Below are 14,566 nucleotides of genomic sequence, written 5' to 3' on the forward strand. Positions count from 1 at the left end.
ACGCCTGGCTGACCGTCACGGTCAGCCAGGCGGCCAGGAGAAGTCCAAAGCGCCTCGGGGCGCCGTCGGGCGTACGAACCAACAGTCCACAGGAGGACACCAGTGGCGAAGGCGAAGTTCGAGCGGACTAAGCCGCACGTCAACATCGGCACCATTGGTCATATCGACCACGGTAAGACGACGCTGACGGCGGCCATCACGAAGGTCCTGCACGACAAGTACCCGAACCTGAACCCCTACACGCCGTTCGACGAGATCGACAAGGCGCCGGAGGAGAAGGCTCGTGGTATCACGATCTCGATCGCGCACGTCGAGTACCAGACCGAGTCGCGGCACTACGCGCACGTCGACTGCCCCGGTCACGCCGACTACATCAAGAACATGATCACCGGTGCCGCCCAGATGGACGGCGCGATCCTGGTGGTCGCCGCGACCGACGGCCCGATGCCGCAGACCAAGGAGCACGTGCTCCTGGCCCGCCAGGTCGGCGTTCCGTACATCGTCGTGGCGCTGAACAAGTCGGACATGGTGGACGACGAGGAGCTTCTCGACCTCGTGGAGCTCGAGGTCCGCGAGCTGCTGAGCACCTACGAGTTCCCCGGCGACGACGTCCCGGTGGTTCGCGTGTCGGCGCTCAAGGCGCTCGAGGGCGACGCGACCTGGTCGGCCAAGCTGCTCGAGCTGATGGACGCGGTCGACACCGCGATCCCGCAGCCCGAGCGTGAGACCGAGAAGCCGTTCCTCATGCCCGTCGAGGACGTGTTCACGATCACCGGTCGTGGCACCGTCGTCACCGGTCGTGTCGAGCGCGGCGTGCTGCTCCCGAACGAGGATGTCGAGATCATCGGCATCAAGGAGAAGTCGCTCAAGACCAAGGTCACCGCGATCGAGATGTTCCGCAAGACTCTCGATGACGCGCGCGCCGGAGAGAACGTCGGTCTCCTGCTCCGCGGTATCAAGCGCGAGGAGGTCGAGCGCGGTCAGGTCGTCATCAAGCCGGGTACGACCACCCCGCACACGGAGTTCGAGGCGACGGTCTACATCCTCTCCAAGGAGGAGGGCGGCCGCCACACCCCGTTCTTCCAGAACTACCGTCCGCAGTTCTACTTCCGTACCACGGACGTCACCGGCGTCGTCACGCTGCCCGAGGGCACCGAGATGGTCATGCCCGGCGACACCACCAACATGACGGTGGCGCTGATCCAGCCCATCGCCATGGAGGAGAGCCTGCGGTTCGCGATCCGTGAGGGTGGCCGCACCGTCGGCGCCGGCCGGGTCGTCAAGATCCTGAAGTAATCTGCTGAATCGGGCGCCCTGCCTGCGAAGGTGGGGCGCCCGATCCGCATGTTCGGCCTTATAGCGAGGCCGGTGAGTGAGACCGGGCACCCCGATTTCACATACCCGCACCTCGTACGGCATAATGAACAGGTTGCGTTGCGGCCGGTAGACCTTGCACTTCAGCGGGGTCGGCACCGGTCACTGCGGGACTCACGAGCAAGTCGTGGGTGTCGCCCAGCCCCGGCAGCGCGGGCGTGACGTTTGCCAGGTCAAACCGCTTCCATGTGGTGAATATGCATGGGTAAGGCGTGGCCTGGCGCGCGACACGCCCGACCGCGGGGGTCGGATGGACCAGCCGGAGGCTCTCATCAGAGCAGCTCGGACGGGTTGACAAGAAGAGAGCGGACGGCCATCACCGCCGGCGGACACACTCCGGCGAGGGTCACAACGAGAGAAGGAAACAGAAGCCACCATGGCGGGACAGAAGATCCGCATCCGGCTCAAGGCCTACGACCACGAGGTTGTCGACTCCTCGGCGCGCAAGATCGTCGAGACGGTGACTCGTACGGGCGCTCAGGTCGCGGGCCCGGTGCCGCTGCCCACGGAGATCAACCGCTTCTGCGTGATCCGCTCGCCGCACAAGTACAAGGACTCGCGCGAGCACTTCGAGATGCGCACGCACAAGCGTCTGATCGACATCATCGACCCGACCCCCAAGACGGTCGACTCGCTCATGCGTCTCGACCTGCCGGCAGGCGTCGACATCGAGATCAAGCTGTAGGGACCGGACACTCATGGACAGGCAAGTTAAGGGCCTCCTGGGCGCCAAGCTGGGCATGACCCAGCTGTGGGACAACAACAAGGTCGTACCGGTGACGGTCGTCGAGGTCAGCCCGAACGTGGTGACCCAAATCCGCACCCTCGACACGGACGGCTACTCCGCGGTTCAGCTGGCGTACGGCGCCATCGACCCGCGTAAGGCCAACAAGCCGCGCGCCGGCCACTTCGCCAAGGCGAGCGTCGCCCCGCGCCGGCACATCGTCGAGCTGCGTACCGTCGACGCGGGTGAGTACACGCTGGGCCAGGAGCTCACCGTGGACACCTTCGCCGCGGGCCAGGCCATCGACGTGACGGGCAAGACCAAGGGCAAGGGCTTCGCGGGTGTGATGAAGCGTCACGGCTTCCACGGCCTCAAGTCCTCGCACGGTGTCGAGCGCAAGCACCGCTCGCCCGGCTCCATCGGCGCCTGCGCGACCCCCGGTCGCGTCTTCAAGGGCGTACGCATGGCCGGCCGCATGGGTGGTGTGCGTTTCACCGCTCAGGGCCTCACCGTTCAGGCGGTGGACGTAGAGAACAACCTGCTGCTCGTGCGCGGCGCCATCCCGGGCCCCAAGGGCGCGCTGGTGCTGGTCCGTTCGGCGGCGAAGCTGAAGAAGGGTGGTGCGAAGTGACCGCGGTTGACGTCATCGGCGTCGATGGTGCCGCTGCCGGTTCGGTTGAGCTGCCCGGCGACATCTTCGACGTGCAGGCCAACATTCCGCTGATGCACCAGGTCGTGGTGGCGCAGCTCGCCGCCAAGCGCCAGGGTACGCACAAGGCCAAGCGCCGGGGCGAGGTCTCCGGTGGTGGCCGTAAGCCGTACAAGCAGAAGGGCACCGGCCGCGCCCGTCAGGGCTCGACCCGTGCACCGCAGTTCGCCGGCGGTGGTGTGGTCCACGGTCCCGTGCCGCGTGACTACTCGCAGCGGACCCCGAAGAAGATGAAGGCCGCCGCCCTGCGTGGCGCCCTGTCGGACCGGGCCCGCGAGAGCCGCGTCCACGTGGTGGAGGCGTTCGTGAACGGGGAGACCCCGTCGACGAAGGCCGCGATCGCCACGCTGAAGGCGGTCGGCATCGAGGCCGAGAAGACGCTCGTCGTCCTCGGCACGGATGACGAACTGAACTGGATCAGCCTGCGTAACCTGCCGCTGGTGCACCTGATCGAGGCCGGCCAGCTCAACACCTACGACGTACTCGTCGCAGACCACGTGGTCTTCACGAAGGACGCCCTCGAGGAGTTCCTCGGCGTACGCGTCGCGGGCACCGAGGAGGGTGACAAGTGACCACCATCGCCGACCCGCGCGACATCATCGTCGCCCCGGTCGTCTCCGAGAAGAGCTACAGCGAGCTCACCCGCAACTGGTACACGTTCCTCGTGCACCCGGATGCGAACAAGACCGCTATCAAGATCGCGATCGAGCAGATCTTCAACGTGCGCGTACTGACCGTGAACACGCTCAACCGTGAGGGCAAGCGCAAGCGCACCCGCAACGGTGGCTACGGCCAGCGCAAGGCGACCAAGCGCGCGATGGTGAAGCTCGCCGACGGAGACCGCATTGAGGTCTTCGGCGGACCGGTGAGCTGAGGGGCATAGACAATGGCTATTCGTAAGTACAAGCCGACGACGCCGGGCCGCCGTGGCTCCAGTGTCGCCGACTTCGCGGAGATCACCCGGTCCACCCCGGAGAAGTCGCTGGTCGTGCCGCTGCCCAAGAAGGGCGGCCGCAACGTCCACGGCCGGATCACCACCCGGCACCAGGGCGGCGGCCACAAGCGCCAGTACCGCCTGATCGACTTCAAGCGGGTGGACAAGGACGGCATCCCGGCCAAGGTCGCGCACATCGAGTACGACCCCAACCGGACCGCCCGTATCGCCCTGCTGCACTACGCCGACGGCGAGAAGCGCTACATCCTCGCGCCGAAGGACCTCAAGCAGGGTGACCCGATCGAGTCGGGTCCGGGCGCGGACATCAAGCCGGGCAACAACCTGCCGCTGCGCAACATCCCGGTCGGCACCACGATCCACGGTGTGGAGCTGCGTCCGGGCGGCGGCGCGAAGCTGGCCCGCTCGGCCGGCGTCGGCATCCAGCTGCTGGGCCGCGAGGACGACTACGCCACGCTGCGTATGCCGTCGGGTGAGATCCGCAAGGTGGACGTCCGCTGCCGGGCGACCGTCGGCGAGATCGGCAACGCCGAGCAGTCCAACATCAACTGGGGCAAGGCCGGCCGTATGCGGTGGAAGGGCAAGCGCCCGACCGTCCGTGGTGTGGCGATGAACCCGATCGACCACCCGCACGGTGGTGGTGAGGGTAAGACCTCCGGTGGTCGTCACCCGGTCAACCCGCAGGGTAAGCCCGAGGGCCGCACCCGTCGTAAGGGTCAGGCGAGCGACAAGCTGATCGTCCGCCGACGTTACGCCACGCGTAAGCGCGGCTGAGGAAGGTAACGAGATGCCACGCAGCCTGAAGAAGGGCCCGTTCATCGACGACCACCTGCTCAAGAAGGTGGAAGCGCAGAACGAGAAGGGCTCCAAGAACGTCATCAAGACCTGGTCGCGTCGCTCCACGATCATCCCCGACATGCTCGGGCACACGATCGCGGTGCACGACGGGCGCAAGCACGTCCCGGTCTTCGTGAGTGAGGCAATGGTCGGGCACAAGCTCGGCGAGTTCGCGCTGACCCGCACGTTCAAGGGTCACGAGAAGGACGACCGGAAGAGCCGCCGTCGCTGACGGTGGACCGTTAAGGAACCAGGGGAATACACGATGCCTACGAAGGACGCGCAGGCGCCCGGTGCCCGGGCCGTTGCCCGCCACGTGCGCTTGTCCGCCACCAAGGCGCGCCGTGTGGTCAACCTCGTTCGCGGTCTACCCGCGAAGGAGGCCCTCACGGTGCTGCAGTTCGCGCCGCAGGCCGCCAGCGAGCCCGTCTACAAGGTGCTGGCGAGCGCTATCGCGAACGCCGAGAACAACGAGCGGCTCGACCCGGAAGCGCTCCTCGTGAGCGCGGCCTACGTCGACGAGGGCCCGACGCTGAAGCGGTTCCGGCCGCGGGCGCAGGGTCGCGCGTACCGGATCCGCAAGCGGACCTGCCACATCACCATCGAGGTGGAGGCGGTCGCGCCGCGTACCCCGGCCCGCGCAGCGAAGAAGGCTACGCCCGCCAAGGCCACGCCGGCGAAGGCGGCCGCCAAGGCTGAGGCCGCCGAGCAGGAGGAGACCGAGTAATGGGTCAGAAAGTTCACCCGACCGGATTCCGGCTCGGCATCTCGACCGACTGGAAGTCGCGCTGGTTCGCGGACAAGCTCTACAAGGACTACATCGGCGAGGATGTCAAGATCCGCAAGATGATGTCCAAGGGCCTCGAGCGCGCCGGCATCTCCAAGGTGGAGATCGAGCGCACCCGTGACAAGGTGCGCGTCGACATCCACACCGCCCGCCCGGGCATCGTCATCGGCCGTAAGGGTGCCGAGGCCGAGCGTCTGCGGGGCGAGCTGGAGAAGCTCACCGGCAAGCAGGTGCAGCTGAACATCCTCGAGGTGAAGAACCCCGAGTCGGACGCGCAGCTGGTGTCGCAGGGCGTCGCCGAGCAGCTGTCCAGCCGGGTCAGCTTCCGTCGGGCGATGCGCAAGTCGATGCAGTCGGCGATGAAGAACCCGATCGTGCGGGGCATCCGGGTGCAGGTCTCCGGCCGTCTCGGCGGCGCGGAGATGAGCCGCACGGAGTTCTACCGTGAGGGTCGCGTTCCGCTGCACACGCTGCGGGCCAACATCGAGTACGGCTTCTTCGAGGCGCGTACGACCTTCGGCCGGATCGGCGTGAAGGTCTGGATCTACAAGGGTGACGCCGTCCCGGGCCGTGAGGCCCTGGCGGACGCAGGCGCAGCGCGCCCGCGTCGTGAGCGGGCCGACCGTCCGGAGCGGCCTCGCCGCACCCGGTCGGGTTCGTCCGGCACCACCGCGGGTGGCACCGAGGCCGGCCGTGCGGCCGCCGCGGCCGCCGCCACCACGGAGAGCACCACCGAGGCGGCTGTCGAGGCCGCGCCGGTGCAGACGCAGGAGGGCTGATCAATGCTGGTGCCGCGTAAGCCCCCGAAGGGCTTCCGTAAGCCGCACCACCCGTCGCGCAGTGGCGCGTCGAAGGGCGGCAACCGGGTGGCGTTCGGCGAGTTCGGCATTCAGGCGCTGGAATCGGCATACGTCACCAACCGCCAGATCGAGGCGGCGCGTATCGCGATGACCCGGCACATTCGTCGTGGCGGCAAGGTCTGGATCAACATCTTCCCGGACCAGGCCCTCACGAAGAAGCCTGCCGAGACCCGGATGGGTTCCGGTAAGGGCTCGCCGGAGTGGTGGGTCTCGAACGTCAAGCCGGGCCGGATTCTCTTCGAGATGACGTTCCCGAACGAGGCGATCGCGCGTGAGGCGATGCGTCGCGCGATCCACAAGCTGCCGATGAAGTGCCGCATCGTGACGCGTGAAGTGGGTGAGGCGTGATGGCGGCCGGACTGAAGTCTGCTGAGCTGCGTGAACTCTCCGGCGAGGAGCTGGTCACCAAGCTGCGGGAGGCCAAGGCGGAGCTGTTCAACCTCCGCGTGCAGGGTGCGACCGGGCAGCTGGACAACAACAAGCGGCTGCAGGTCATCCGCAAGGACATCGCCCGGATCTACACGATCATGCGTGAGCGCGAGCTGGGTCTCTCGGCCGCGCCGACTGAGGTGGCGTAAACAACATGAGCGAGACCAACGAGAACGTTGTCGCGCGGACCTCGCGTAAGGTGCGTGAGGGCCTCGTCGTCAGCGACAAGATGGACAAGACCGTCGTGGTCGCCGTCGAGGACCGGGTCAAGCACCCGCTCTACGGCAAGGTGCTGCGGCGCACGAGCAAGCTGAAGGCGCACGACGAGCAGAACGCGTGCGGCATCGGCGACCGCGTCCTCCTGATGGAGACCCGTCCGCTGTCCGCCACCAAGCGGTGGCGGGTCGTGGAGATCCTTGAGAGGGCCAAGTAACAGACCGCCTGCGTCGGTGCGGGTTCGGGGTGACAACCCCGGCCCGCGCCGATGTGGACCAAGTTCCGCCAAGCTCCGGTACGCCGGAGAACTGGCAGACATACAGGAGTTGACGTGATCCAGCAGGAGTCGCGACTGCGAGTCGCCGACAACACGGGTGCCCGGGAGATTCTGTGCATCCGCGTTCTCGGTGGTTCGGGTCGGCGCTACGCGAGCATCGGCGACGTCATCGTGGCCACCGTGAAGGACGCCATTCCTGGCGCCGGCGTGAAGAAGGGCGACGTCGTCAAGGCGGTCGTCGTTCGGACGGTCAAGGAGAAGCGGCGGCCCGACGGCTCGTACATCAGGTTCGACGAGAACGCCGCCGTCATCATCAAGGACGGCGGAGACCCCCGTGGTACTCGTATTTTCGGCCCGGTGGGCCGCGAGCTGCGGGACAAGCGATTCATGAAGATTATTTCTTTGGCCCCGGAGGTGCTCTGATCATGAAGATCAAGAAGGGCGACACCGTCGTGGTCATCTCCGGTCGGGACAAGGGCCAGGAGGGCAAGGTCATCGCGGCCTACCCGAAGCTGGACAAGGTCCTGGTCGAGGGCGTGAACCGCATCAAGAAGCACACCAAGATCCGGACGACGCAGCGGGGCGCCAAGAGCGGCGGCATCGTCACCCAGGAGGCGCCGATCGACGTCTGCAAGGTGGCGTACCTCGAGGACGGCAAGCCGGTCCGGGTGGGCTACAAGATCGATGAGAACGGCAGCAAGGTCCGTATCTCGCGCCGCACCGGCAAGGAGCTGTGATGTCGACGGCGACCGCTGAGAAGACTCTCCCTCGTCTGAAGGAGAAGTACCGCAACGAGATCGCGGGCGAGCTGCGCAAGCAGTTCGGCTACTCGAACCCGATGCAGGTACCGGGCCTGACCAAGATCGTCGTCAACATGGGCGTCGGCGAGGCTGCCCGGGACGCGAAGAAGATCGACGGTGCGGTCCGCGACCTCGCCGCCATCACGGGCCAGAAGCCCCAGATCCGCCGGGCGACCAAGTCCATCGCGCAGTTCAAGCTGCGCGAGGGCATGCCGATCGGCGCCAAGGTCACCCTCCGGGGCGACCGGATGTGGGAGTTCCTGGACCGCCTGCTGGCGATCGCGCTGCCGCGTATCCGCGACTTCCGCGGGCTCGACGGGCGCAAGCTCGACGGCAACGGCAACTACACGTTCGGTCTGACCGAGCAGTCGGTGTTCCACGAGATCGACCAGGACCGGATCGACTCGGTCCGGGGCATGGACATCACGTTGGTGACCACCGCGAAGACCGACGACGAAGGCAGGGCGCTTCTCAAGCTCCTGGGCTTCCCGTTCAAGGAGAACTGACATGGCCAAGAAGGCGCTGATCATCAAGGCCGCCGCGAAGCCGAAGTTCGCCGTGCGTGCCTACACCCGTTGCCAGCGGTGCGGCCGGCCCCGGTCGGTCTACCGCAAGTTCGGCCTCTGCCGGGTGTGCATCCGGGAGATGGCCCACCGTGGCGAGCTCCCCGGCGTGTCCAAGGCCTCGTGGTAAACCCGCGAGCTGCTGAGAATTCTGAATTCTTGCTTCGCCGTAGGCCCCGATCCGGAACCACGTTCCGGCAACCGGTGGAACCGCGGCGAGAAAGGCTAAAACAACAATGACGATGACCGACCCAATCGCAGACATGCTGACGCGTCTGCGCAACGCCAACCAGGCGTATCACGACCGGGTGCAGATGCCCTACTCGAAGATCAAGGCGAACATCGCCGAGGTCCTCAAGGCGGAGGGGTACATCTCGACCTGGGCGGTTGAGGAGCCCGAGGAGGGGGCCGTCGGCAAGACGCTGACGGTCGAACTCAAGTACGGCCTGACCCGCGAGCGCAGCCTTGCGGGTATCCGCCGGGTCTCCAAGCCCGGCCTTCGGGTCTACGCCCGTTCGCAGGAGCTCCCCAAGGTGCTCGGCGGCCTGGGCGTGGCGATTATCTCGACGTCCCAGGGGCTGCTCACCGATCGGCAGGCCCGCAAGCGAGGGGTGGGCGGGGAAGTCCTCGCCTACGTCTGGTGAGGAAGGTCTGCCATGTCGCGAATCGGACGTAAGACGATCACGGTCCCCGCTGGGGTCGAGGTCACCATTTCCGGCCAGACCGTCAAGGTCAAGGGCCCCAAGGGCGCGCTCGAGCACTCGCTCGCCGAGCCCATCTCCATCGAGCGTGGTGAAGGCGGGGAGCTGCACGTCACCCGCCCGAACGACGAGCGCAAGGCCAAGGAGCTGCACGGCCTCTCGCGTACCCTGGTCGCCAACATGATCGTCGGCGTCACCGAGGGCTACCGCAAGAGCCTGGAGATCAACGGCACGGGTTACCGCGTCACGGCCAAGGGCAGCGACCTCGAGTTCGCCCTCGGCTTCTCGCACCCGGTGCTGGTGACCGCCCCTGAGGGCATCACCTTCACCGTCGAGCGGCCGACGCTGTTCCACGTGGCGGGCATCGACAAGCAGCTCGTGGGCGAGGTCTCCGCGAAGATCCGGAAGATTCGTCCGCCGGAGCCCTACAAGGGCAAGGGCGTGAAGTACTCGGACGAGGTCATCCGCCGCAAGGCTGGAAAGGCAGGTAAGAAGTGAGCGCGCAGCTCCTCAAGCGCCGCAATGGCGGGGGTGTCGCTGGCAAGCGCGCCGTCGGCCGGGCGCGCCGCCATTTCCGGATCCGTCGGAACCTCAGCGGTACGGCCGAGCGGCCCCGTCTGGTGGTCACCCGGTCGCTGCGGCAGATCACCGCGCAGATCGTGGACGACATCAAGGGTCACACCCTGGTGTCGGCCTCCTCGCTGGACGCCACGCTGCGTACCGCCGAGGGCAGCAAGAGCGACCTGGCCGGCAAAGTCGGCTCGCTCATCGCCGACCGCGCCAAGGCGGCCGGAATCGACAAAGTTGTGTTCGACCGTGGTGGTAACCGTTACGCCGGCCGCATCGCGGCTCTGGCGGACGCAGCCCGCGCGGCCGGGCTCGAGTTCTAGGAAGGAGTGGACTACGAATGCCAGGTCCACAGCGCCGGGGCTCCGGGTCCGGTAACAGCAGCGAGGGCGGCGACAATCAGCGCCGCGGTCGCGACAACCGCCGTGAGGGCGGCCGCGACCGGCAGCCGGTCGAGAAGACGCCGCACATCGAGCGGGTCGTCACCATCAACCGTGTCGCCAAGGTCGTCAAGGGTGGTCGTCGGTTCAGCTTCACCGCGCTCGTCGTGGTGGGTGACGGTGACGGCACCGTAGGCGTCGGCTACGGCAAGGCCAAGGAGGTGCCCGCGGCCATCGCCAAGGGTGTCGAGGAGGCCAAGAAGCACTTCTTCAAGGTGCCCCGGATCGGCTCGACGATCCCGCACCCGGTGCAGGGCGAGGACGCGGCCGGTGTCGTGCTCCTGAAGCCGGCCAGCGCCGGTACGGGTGTCATCGCCGGTGGTCCGGTGCGTGCCGTGCTGGAGTGCGCGGGCGTCCACGACGTCCTGTCGAAGAGCCTGGGTTCGTCGAACCCGATCAACATCGTGCACGCCGCGGTGACGGCTCTGAAGATGCTCGAGTCGCCGGAGCAGGTCGCGGCGCGCCGCGGACTGCCCGTCGAGGACGTCGCGCCGGCCCGCATGCTGGCCGCGCGAGCGGGAGCGGGTGCGTGATGGCTCGGCTCAAGGTGACTCAGGTCAAGTCCAAGATCGGTGCCAAGCGCAACCAGCAGGAGTCCCTGCGGTCGCTCGGCCTGAAGCGGATCCGAGATGTGGTCGTCAAGGAGGACCGTCCCGAGATTCGCGGGATGATCTTCGCGGTGAACCACCTCGTCAAGGTTGAGGAGGTCGACTGATGACTCTCAAGGTCCACCACCTCCGCCCGGCGCCCGGTGCGAAGACCGCCAAGACCCGCGTGGGTCGTGGTGAGGGCTCGAAGGGCAAGACGGCCGGTCGCGGTACGAAGGGTACGAAGGCTCGCTACCAGGTTCCGGCGGCGTTCGAGGGCGGGCAGATGCCCATCCACATGCGCCTGCCGAAGCTGAAGGGCTTCCGGAACCGGTTCAAGGTCGTGTTCCAGGTCGTGAACCTGGACCGCCTGGCCGAGCTCTTCCCGCAGGGCGGCCAGATCGGCCCGGACGAGCTCGCCTCGGCCGGTGCGGTCCGCAAGGGCCACCCGGTCAAGGTGCTCGGCACCGGCGAACTGGGCGGCGTCGCGCTGCAGATCTCGGCGCACGCGTTCAGCGCGTCCGCCAAGGAGAAGATCGTCGCCGCCGGCGGCTCGGTCACCGAGCTGTAAGGCGGAACATACAGGGCGCCGGTCGGCTGCTTCGCCAACAGAAGCGGACGATCGGCGCCTCGTGTTCTTCTATCGGACGCTTGGCTCAAGGGCAGCTCAGCGAAATAATGCTCGGCCACCCCTGACCAGAACCCCCACGGGCTGTTACAGTCCAAACCCAGCTATGGATTTCGTCCCGTAGCGATCCCGTCACGCCCCCGCGCCACCCACACGTGGCCGCCTCCCGCAGGAGGAAAGAGTGCTCTCCGCGTTTCTCAGTGCGTTCAGAACGCCTGACCTGCGCAAGAAGCTGCTGTTCACAGCGGCCATCATCGCGCTCTACCGGCTCGGTGCCACGATCCCGAGCCCCGGGGTGTCCTACGGCAACGTGCAGCAGTGCATCAAGGCTGCCTCGGCCGGGAGCAACGGGATCTTCAGCCTGCTGAACCTGTTCTCGGGTGGCGCGCTGCTCTCGCTGTCGGTCTTCGCGCTGGGCATCATGCCCTACATCACCGCGTCGATCATCCTGCAGCTGCTGACCGTGGTCATCCCGCGGCTCGAGCAGCTCCGCAAGGAGGGTCAGTCGGGCCAGGCGAAGATCACGCAGTACACGCGGTACCTGACGCTGGGCCTCGCGGTCCTCCAGTCCTCCGCGTTCGTCGCGCTCGGCAAGTCCGGCCAGCTGTTCGGCGGTGCCTGCCCGGCCGGCGTCGAGATCATCCCGGCCACCAAGATCCCGGCCTGGCTGACGCTGGTGGCGCTGGTCGTCACCATGACCGCCGGTACCGGTGTGATCATGTGGCTGGGCGAGCTGATCACCGACCGCGGCGTCGGCAACGGCATGTCCGTCCTGATCTTCACGTCGATCGCCGCCCGGCTTCCCTCCGAGGGCTGGCAGATCTACAAGCAGAAGGGCGCGTACTGGTTCGCCGGCGTCCTGGTGCTCGTCGTCGCCATCATCGCGGCCGTGGTCTACATCGAGCAGGCACAGCGCCGCATTCCGGTGCAGTACGCGAAACGAATGGTCGGCCGGCGCATGTACGGCGGCACGTCCACGTACATCCCGCTGAAGGTGAACCAGGCCGGCGTCATCCCGGTGATCTTCGGTTCCTCGCTGCTCTACCTGCCCCAGCTGGCGCTCCAGTTCACCAAGAGCGACAACCCGGGCAACGTCTGGCTGTGGGTCGACCGGCACCTCGCGAACCCGAGCAACTGGGTCTACATCGCGACCTACTTCGTGCTGATCATCTTCTTCACCTACTTCTACGTGTCGATCACGTTCAACCCGACCGAGGTCGCGGACAACATGAAGAAGTACGGCGGCTTCGTGCAGGGCATCCGCCCCGGCAAGCCGACCGCCGACTACCTGGACTTCATCCTCACCCGCATCACCCTGCCGGGTGCTCTGTACCTGGGCATCATCGCGGTCCTGCCGAACTTCTTCTTCATGTGGCTCGGCGGCACGTCCTACCAGAACTTCCCGTTCGGTGGTACGGCGGTATTGATCATGGTCGGCGTGGGTCTGGAGACCGTCAAGCAGATCGAAAGCCAGCTGATGCAGCGTAACTATGAAGGTTTCCTGCGATGAGGCTGGTTCTCGTGGGCCCGCCGGGAGCGGGCAAGGGTACGCAGGCGGAGTTCGTCGCCTCGACCTTGTCCATCCCGAAGATCTCCACGGGTGACATCTTCCGGGCCAATGTCTCGCAGGGTACGCCCCTCGGGATCGAGGCCAAGCGGTACATGGACGCCGGTGGCCTCGTTCCGGACGAGGTCACCATCAACATGGTGCGCGGCCGGCTGGCCGAGGCGGACGCGGCCGACGGGTTCCTGCTCGACGGGTTCCCGCGTACGGTGCCGCAGGCCGAGGCGTTGGACAAGATGCTCGGGGACGAGGGTGTCGCTCTCGACCTGGTCATGGAACTGGTCGTCGAGTTCGACGAGGTCATCCGGCGGCTGTCCGGCCGGCGCAACTGCCACGGCTGCAAGAAGATCTGGCACGTCGAGTTCGACCGGCCGACCAAGGACGGCGTCTGCGACAACTGCGGCGGCGACCTGTACCAGCGCGACGACGACAAGCCGGAGACCATCGCCGAGCGGCTGAGGGTCTACGAGCGGGACACCGCTCCCCTGGTCGACTACTACGGCGCCCAGGGCAAGCTGGTCGGGATCGACGCCACCGGCCCGGTCGAGGATGTGACGGCGCGCGCCATGGAGGCGCTGCGCTCGTTCGGCTCCTGAGCCCTGTATAGGCTGGATTTATGCACCACCAGCTCGACGTTCAGATCAAGACGCCCGAACAGCTGCGCCGGATGCGCGCGGCCGGACTCGTCGTGGCGGAGGCCCTCGAAGCCATGCGCCAGGCGGTCGCGCCCGGCGTTTCCACGGCCGACCTCGACGGCATCGCCGAGAAGGTCATCCGGGGCGCCGGCGCGGTCCCGTCCTTCAAGGGGTACCACGGGTTCCCCGCGACCATCTGCGCCTCGGTGAACGAGCAGGTCGTCCACGGCATCCCGAGCGCCGGCCAGATCCTGCAGGAGGGCGACCTCATCTCGATCGACTGCGGCGCGATCCTCGACGGGTGGCACGGCGACTCGGCGATCACCGTCGGCGTCGGCGAGACCTCGCCGGACCTGCTGCGCATGTCGGCCGTTGCCGAGGACGCCATGTGGGCCGGCATCGCCGCGGCGGCGCGAGGCGTACGCACGGGCAAGGGCCGCCTCACCGACATCTCGTACGCGGTCCAGCAGAGCATCCGCGGGGAGAAGTCCGCTCTGGTCGGCCGGGTCACCGGGGCCCGGCGCCGTTACGGGATCGTCGACGGCTACGGCGGCCACGGCATCGGTACCGAGATGCACCAGGATCCGCACATCCTCAATCACGGCCGGCCGGGCAAGGGCCCGTTCCTCGTGCCGGGGATGGCCCTGGCGATCGAGCCGATGATCACCATGGGCAGCCCGCGTACGCTGGAACTCTCCGACGGCTGGACGGTCGTGAGCACGGACAGGTCGGTCGCCGCGCACGTGGAGCATTCGATCGGACTGTTCGAGGACGGTGTGTGGGTTCTCACCGCTTTCGACGGCGGCCGTGAACGTCTCGGCGACCTTCTCACGGCACAGGCCGACTGACTCCGGGCCGTGCCCCGTTGAGCTGGCGTGATCTACGAGACCCCGATTTGGTATCGATGCATACCCGC

General features: G+C 67.0%; 25 protein-coding genes. All 25 read left to right on the plus strand.

All coding sequences use genetic code 11. The features are described 5' to 3' along the window. The first annotated feature begins 102 nt into the window (after nucleotides 1–102). Nucleotides 103–1,296 (plus strand): elongation factor Tu, encoded by a 1,194-nt coding sequence (gene tuf / locus G401_RS0110665; protein WP_027342509.1) that lies wholly within the window; start codon nucleotides 103–105, stop codon nucleotides 1,294–1,296. 454 nt (nucleotides 1,297–1,750) lie between these two features. Beyond that, nucleotides 1,751–2,059: a 30S ribosomal protein S10 gene (gene rpsJ / locus G401_RS0110670; RefSeq protein WP_007073037.1), complete on the plus strand. Its 309-nt coding sequence runs from the start codon at nucleotides 1,751–1,753 to the stop codon at nucleotides 2,057–2,059. A gap of 13 nt (nucleotides 2,060–2,072) precedes the next feature. Further along, nucleotides 2,073–2,729, plus strand: coding sequence for a 50S ribosomal protein L3 (rplC, locus tag G401_RS0110675; protein ID WP_027342510.1), 657 nt, complete (start codon nucleotides 2,073–2,075; stop codon nucleotides 2,727–2,729). Then, complete coding sequence (gene rplD / locus G401_RS0110680; RefSeq protein WP_027342511.1) at nucleotides 2,726–3,379, plus strand: 50S ribosomal protein L4; 654 nt, start codon at nucleotides 2,726–2,728, stop codon at nucleotides 3,377–3,379. Before rplC ends, rplD begins: the two co-directional genes overlap by 4 nt. Further along, on the plus strand, nucleotides 3,376–3,681 hold the full coding sequence (gene rplW / locus G401_RS0110685; RefSeq protein WP_027342512.1) for a 50S ribosomal protein L23: 306 nt from the start codon (nucleotides 3,376–3,378) through the stop codon (nucleotides 3,679–3,681). Before rplD ends, rplW begins: the two co-directional genes overlap by 4 nt. Before the next feature lie 12 nt (nucleotides 3,682–3,693). Next, nucleotides 3,694–4,533, plus strand: coding sequence for a 50S ribosomal protein L2 (rplB, locus tag G401_RS0110690; RefSeq protein ID WP_027342513.1), 840 nt, complete (start codon nucleotides 3,694–3,696; stop codon nucleotides 4,531–4,533). Nucleotides 4,534–4,546: 13 nt separating this feature from the next. Further along, entirely contained in the window at nucleotides 4,547–4,828 is a 282-nt protein-coding gene (gene rpsS, locus G401_RS0110695) for a 30S ribosomal protein S19 (RefSeq protein ID WP_027342514.1), read from the plus strand. Between the two features lie 33 nt (nucleotides 4,829–4,861). Next, the gene (gene rplV, locus G401_RS0110700; protein ID WP_027342515.1) at nucleotides 4,862–5,323 is read left to right on the plus strand and encodes a 50S ribosomal protein L22; all 462 of its coding nucleotides are present in this window, start codon (nucleotides 4,862–4,864) and stop codon (nucleotides 5,321–5,323) included. After that, complete coding sequence (rpsC, locus tag G401_RS0110705; RefSeq protein ID WP_027342516.1) at nucleotides 5,323–6,162, plus strand: 30S ribosomal protein S3; 840 nt, start codon at nucleotides 5,323–5,325, stop codon at nucleotides 6,160–6,162. The genes rplV and rpsC overlap by 1 nt, the downstream gene beginning before the upstream one ends. 3 nt (nucleotides 6,163–6,165) lie before the next feature. After that, nucleotides 6,166–6,591 (plus strand): 50S ribosomal protein L16, encoded by a 426-nt coding sequence (gene rplP / locus G401_RS0110710; protein ID WP_027342517.1) that lies wholly within the window; start codon nucleotides 6,166–6,168, stop codon nucleotides 6,589–6,591. Further along, nucleotides 6,591–6,821: a 50S ribosomal protein L29 gene (rpmC, locus tag G401_RS0110715; protein WP_027342518.1), complete on the plus strand. Its 231-nt coding sequence runs from the start codon at nucleotides 6,591–6,593 to the stop codon at nucleotides 6,819–6,821. Before rplP ends, rpmC begins: the two co-directional genes overlap by 1 nt. 5 nt (nucleotides 6,822–6,826) lie before the next feature. Next, nucleotides 6,827–7,105, plus strand: a complete 279-nt coding sequence (gene rpsQ / locus G401_RS0110720) for a 30S ribosomal protein S17 (RefSeq protein WP_027342519.1) — start codon at nucleotides 6,827–6,829, stop codon at nucleotides 7,103–7,105. Nucleotides 7,106–7,219: 114 nt separating this feature from the next. Further along, nucleotides 7,220–7,588 carry a 50S ribosomal protein L14 gene (gene rplN, locus G401_RS0110725; protein WP_020520472.1) on the plus strand — a complete coding sequence of 123 codons (369 nt, stop codon included), beginning with the start codon at nucleotides 7,220–7,222 and terminating at the stop codon, nucleotides 7,586–7,588. Further along, nucleotides 7,585–7,902, plus strand: coding sequence for a 50S ribosomal protein L24 (rplX, locus tag G401_RS0110730; protein WP_027342764.1), 318 nt, complete (start codon nucleotides 7,585–7,587; stop codon nucleotides 7,900–7,902). Before rplN ends, rplX begins: the two co-directional genes overlap by 4 nt. Beyond that, nucleotides 7,902–8,471 carry a 50S ribosomal protein L5 gene (gene rplE, locus G401_RS0110735; protein WP_027342520.1) on the plus strand — a complete coding sequence of 190 codons (570 nt, stop codon included), beginning with the start codon at nucleotides 7,902–7,904 and terminating at the stop codon, nucleotides 8,469–8,471. The genes rplX and rplE overlap by 1 nt, the downstream gene beginning before the upstream one ends. Nucleotide 8,472: 1 nt before the next feature. Beyond that, on the plus strand, nucleotides 8,473–8,658 hold the full coding sequence (locus G401_RS0110740; RefSeq protein ID WP_027342521.1) for a type Z 30S ribosomal protein S14: 186 nt from the start codon (nucleotides 8,473–8,475) through the stop codon (nucleotides 8,656–8,658). Nucleotides 8,659–8,764: 106 nt separating this feature from the next. Further along, nucleotides 8,765–9,172 carry a 30S ribosomal protein S8 gene (gene rpsH, locus G401_RS0110745; protein WP_027342522.1) on the plus strand — a complete coding sequence of 136 codons (408 nt, stop codon included), beginning with the start codon at nucleotides 8,765–8,767 and terminating at the stop codon, nucleotides 9,170–9,172. A 12-nt stretch (nucleotides 9,173–9,184) separates the two neighbouring features. Continuing rightward, the gene (gene rplF, locus G401_RS0110750; RefSeq protein ID WP_027342523.1) at nucleotides 9,185–9,727 is read left to right on the plus strand and encodes a 50S ribosomal protein L6; all 543 of its coding nucleotides are present in this window, start codon (nucleotides 9,185–9,187) and stop codon (nucleotides 9,725–9,727) included. Next, nucleotides 9,724–10,119: a 50S ribosomal protein L18 gene (gene rplR / locus G401_RS0110755; protein WP_027342524.1), complete on the plus strand. Its 396-nt coding sequence runs from the start codon at nucleotides 9,724–9,726 to the stop codon at nucleotides 10,117–10,119. Before rplF ends, rplR begins: the two co-directional genes overlap by 4 nt. A gap of 17 nt (nucleotides 10,120–10,136) precedes the next feature. Continuing rightward, on the plus strand, nucleotides 10,137–10,769 hold the full coding sequence (rpsE, locus tag G401_RS0110760; protein ID WP_027342525.1) for a 30S ribosomal protein S5: 633 nt from the start codon (nucleotides 10,137–10,139) through the stop codon (nucleotides 10,767–10,769). After that, nucleotides 10,769–10,951, plus strand: coding sequence for a 50S ribosomal protein L30 (gene rpmD / locus G401_RS0110765; RefSeq protein WP_027342526.1), 183 nt, complete (start codon nucleotides 10,769–10,771; stop codon nucleotides 10,949–10,951). Before rpsE ends, rpmD begins: the two co-directional genes overlap by 1 nt. After that, nucleotides 10,951–11,394 carry a 50S ribosomal protein L15 gene (gene rplO / locus G401_RS0110770; protein WP_027342527.1) on the plus strand — a complete coding sequence of 148 codons (444 nt, stop codon included), beginning with the start codon at nucleotides 10,951–10,953 and terminating at the stop codon, nucleotides 11,392–11,394. Before rpmD ends, rplO begins: the two co-directional genes overlap by 1 nt. 238 nt (nucleotides 11,395–11,632) lie before the next feature. Continuing rightward, complete coding sequence (gene secY, locus G401_RS0110775; RefSeq protein WP_027342528.1) at nucleotides 11,633–12,961, plus strand: preprotein translocase subunit SecY; 1,329 nt, start codon at nucleotides 11,633–11,635, stop codon at nucleotides 12,959–12,961. Continuing rightward, nucleotides 12,958–13,611, plus strand: a complete 654-nt coding sequence (locus G401_RS0110780; protein ID WP_027342529.1) for an adenylate kinase — start codon at nucleotides 12,958–12,960, stop codon at nucleotides 13,609–13,611. The genes secY and G401_RS0110780 overlap by 4 nt, the downstream gene beginning before the upstream one ends. A gap of 20 nt (nucleotides 13,612–13,631) precedes the next feature. Then, complete coding sequence (gene map / locus G401_RS0110785; protein WP_027342530.1) at nucleotides 13,632–14,498, plus strand: type I methionyl aminopeptidase; 867 nt, start codon at nucleotides 13,632–13,634, stop codon at nucleotides 14,496–14,498. Nucleotides 14,499–14,566 lie beyond the last annotated feature (68 nt).

The sequence above is a fragment of the Hamadaea tsunoensis DSM 44101 genome, from assembly GCF_000428945.1.
GTDB classification, from domain to species: Bacteria; Actinomycetota; Actinomycetes; order Mycobacteriales; family Micromonosporaceae; genus Hamadaea; species Hamadaea tsunoensis.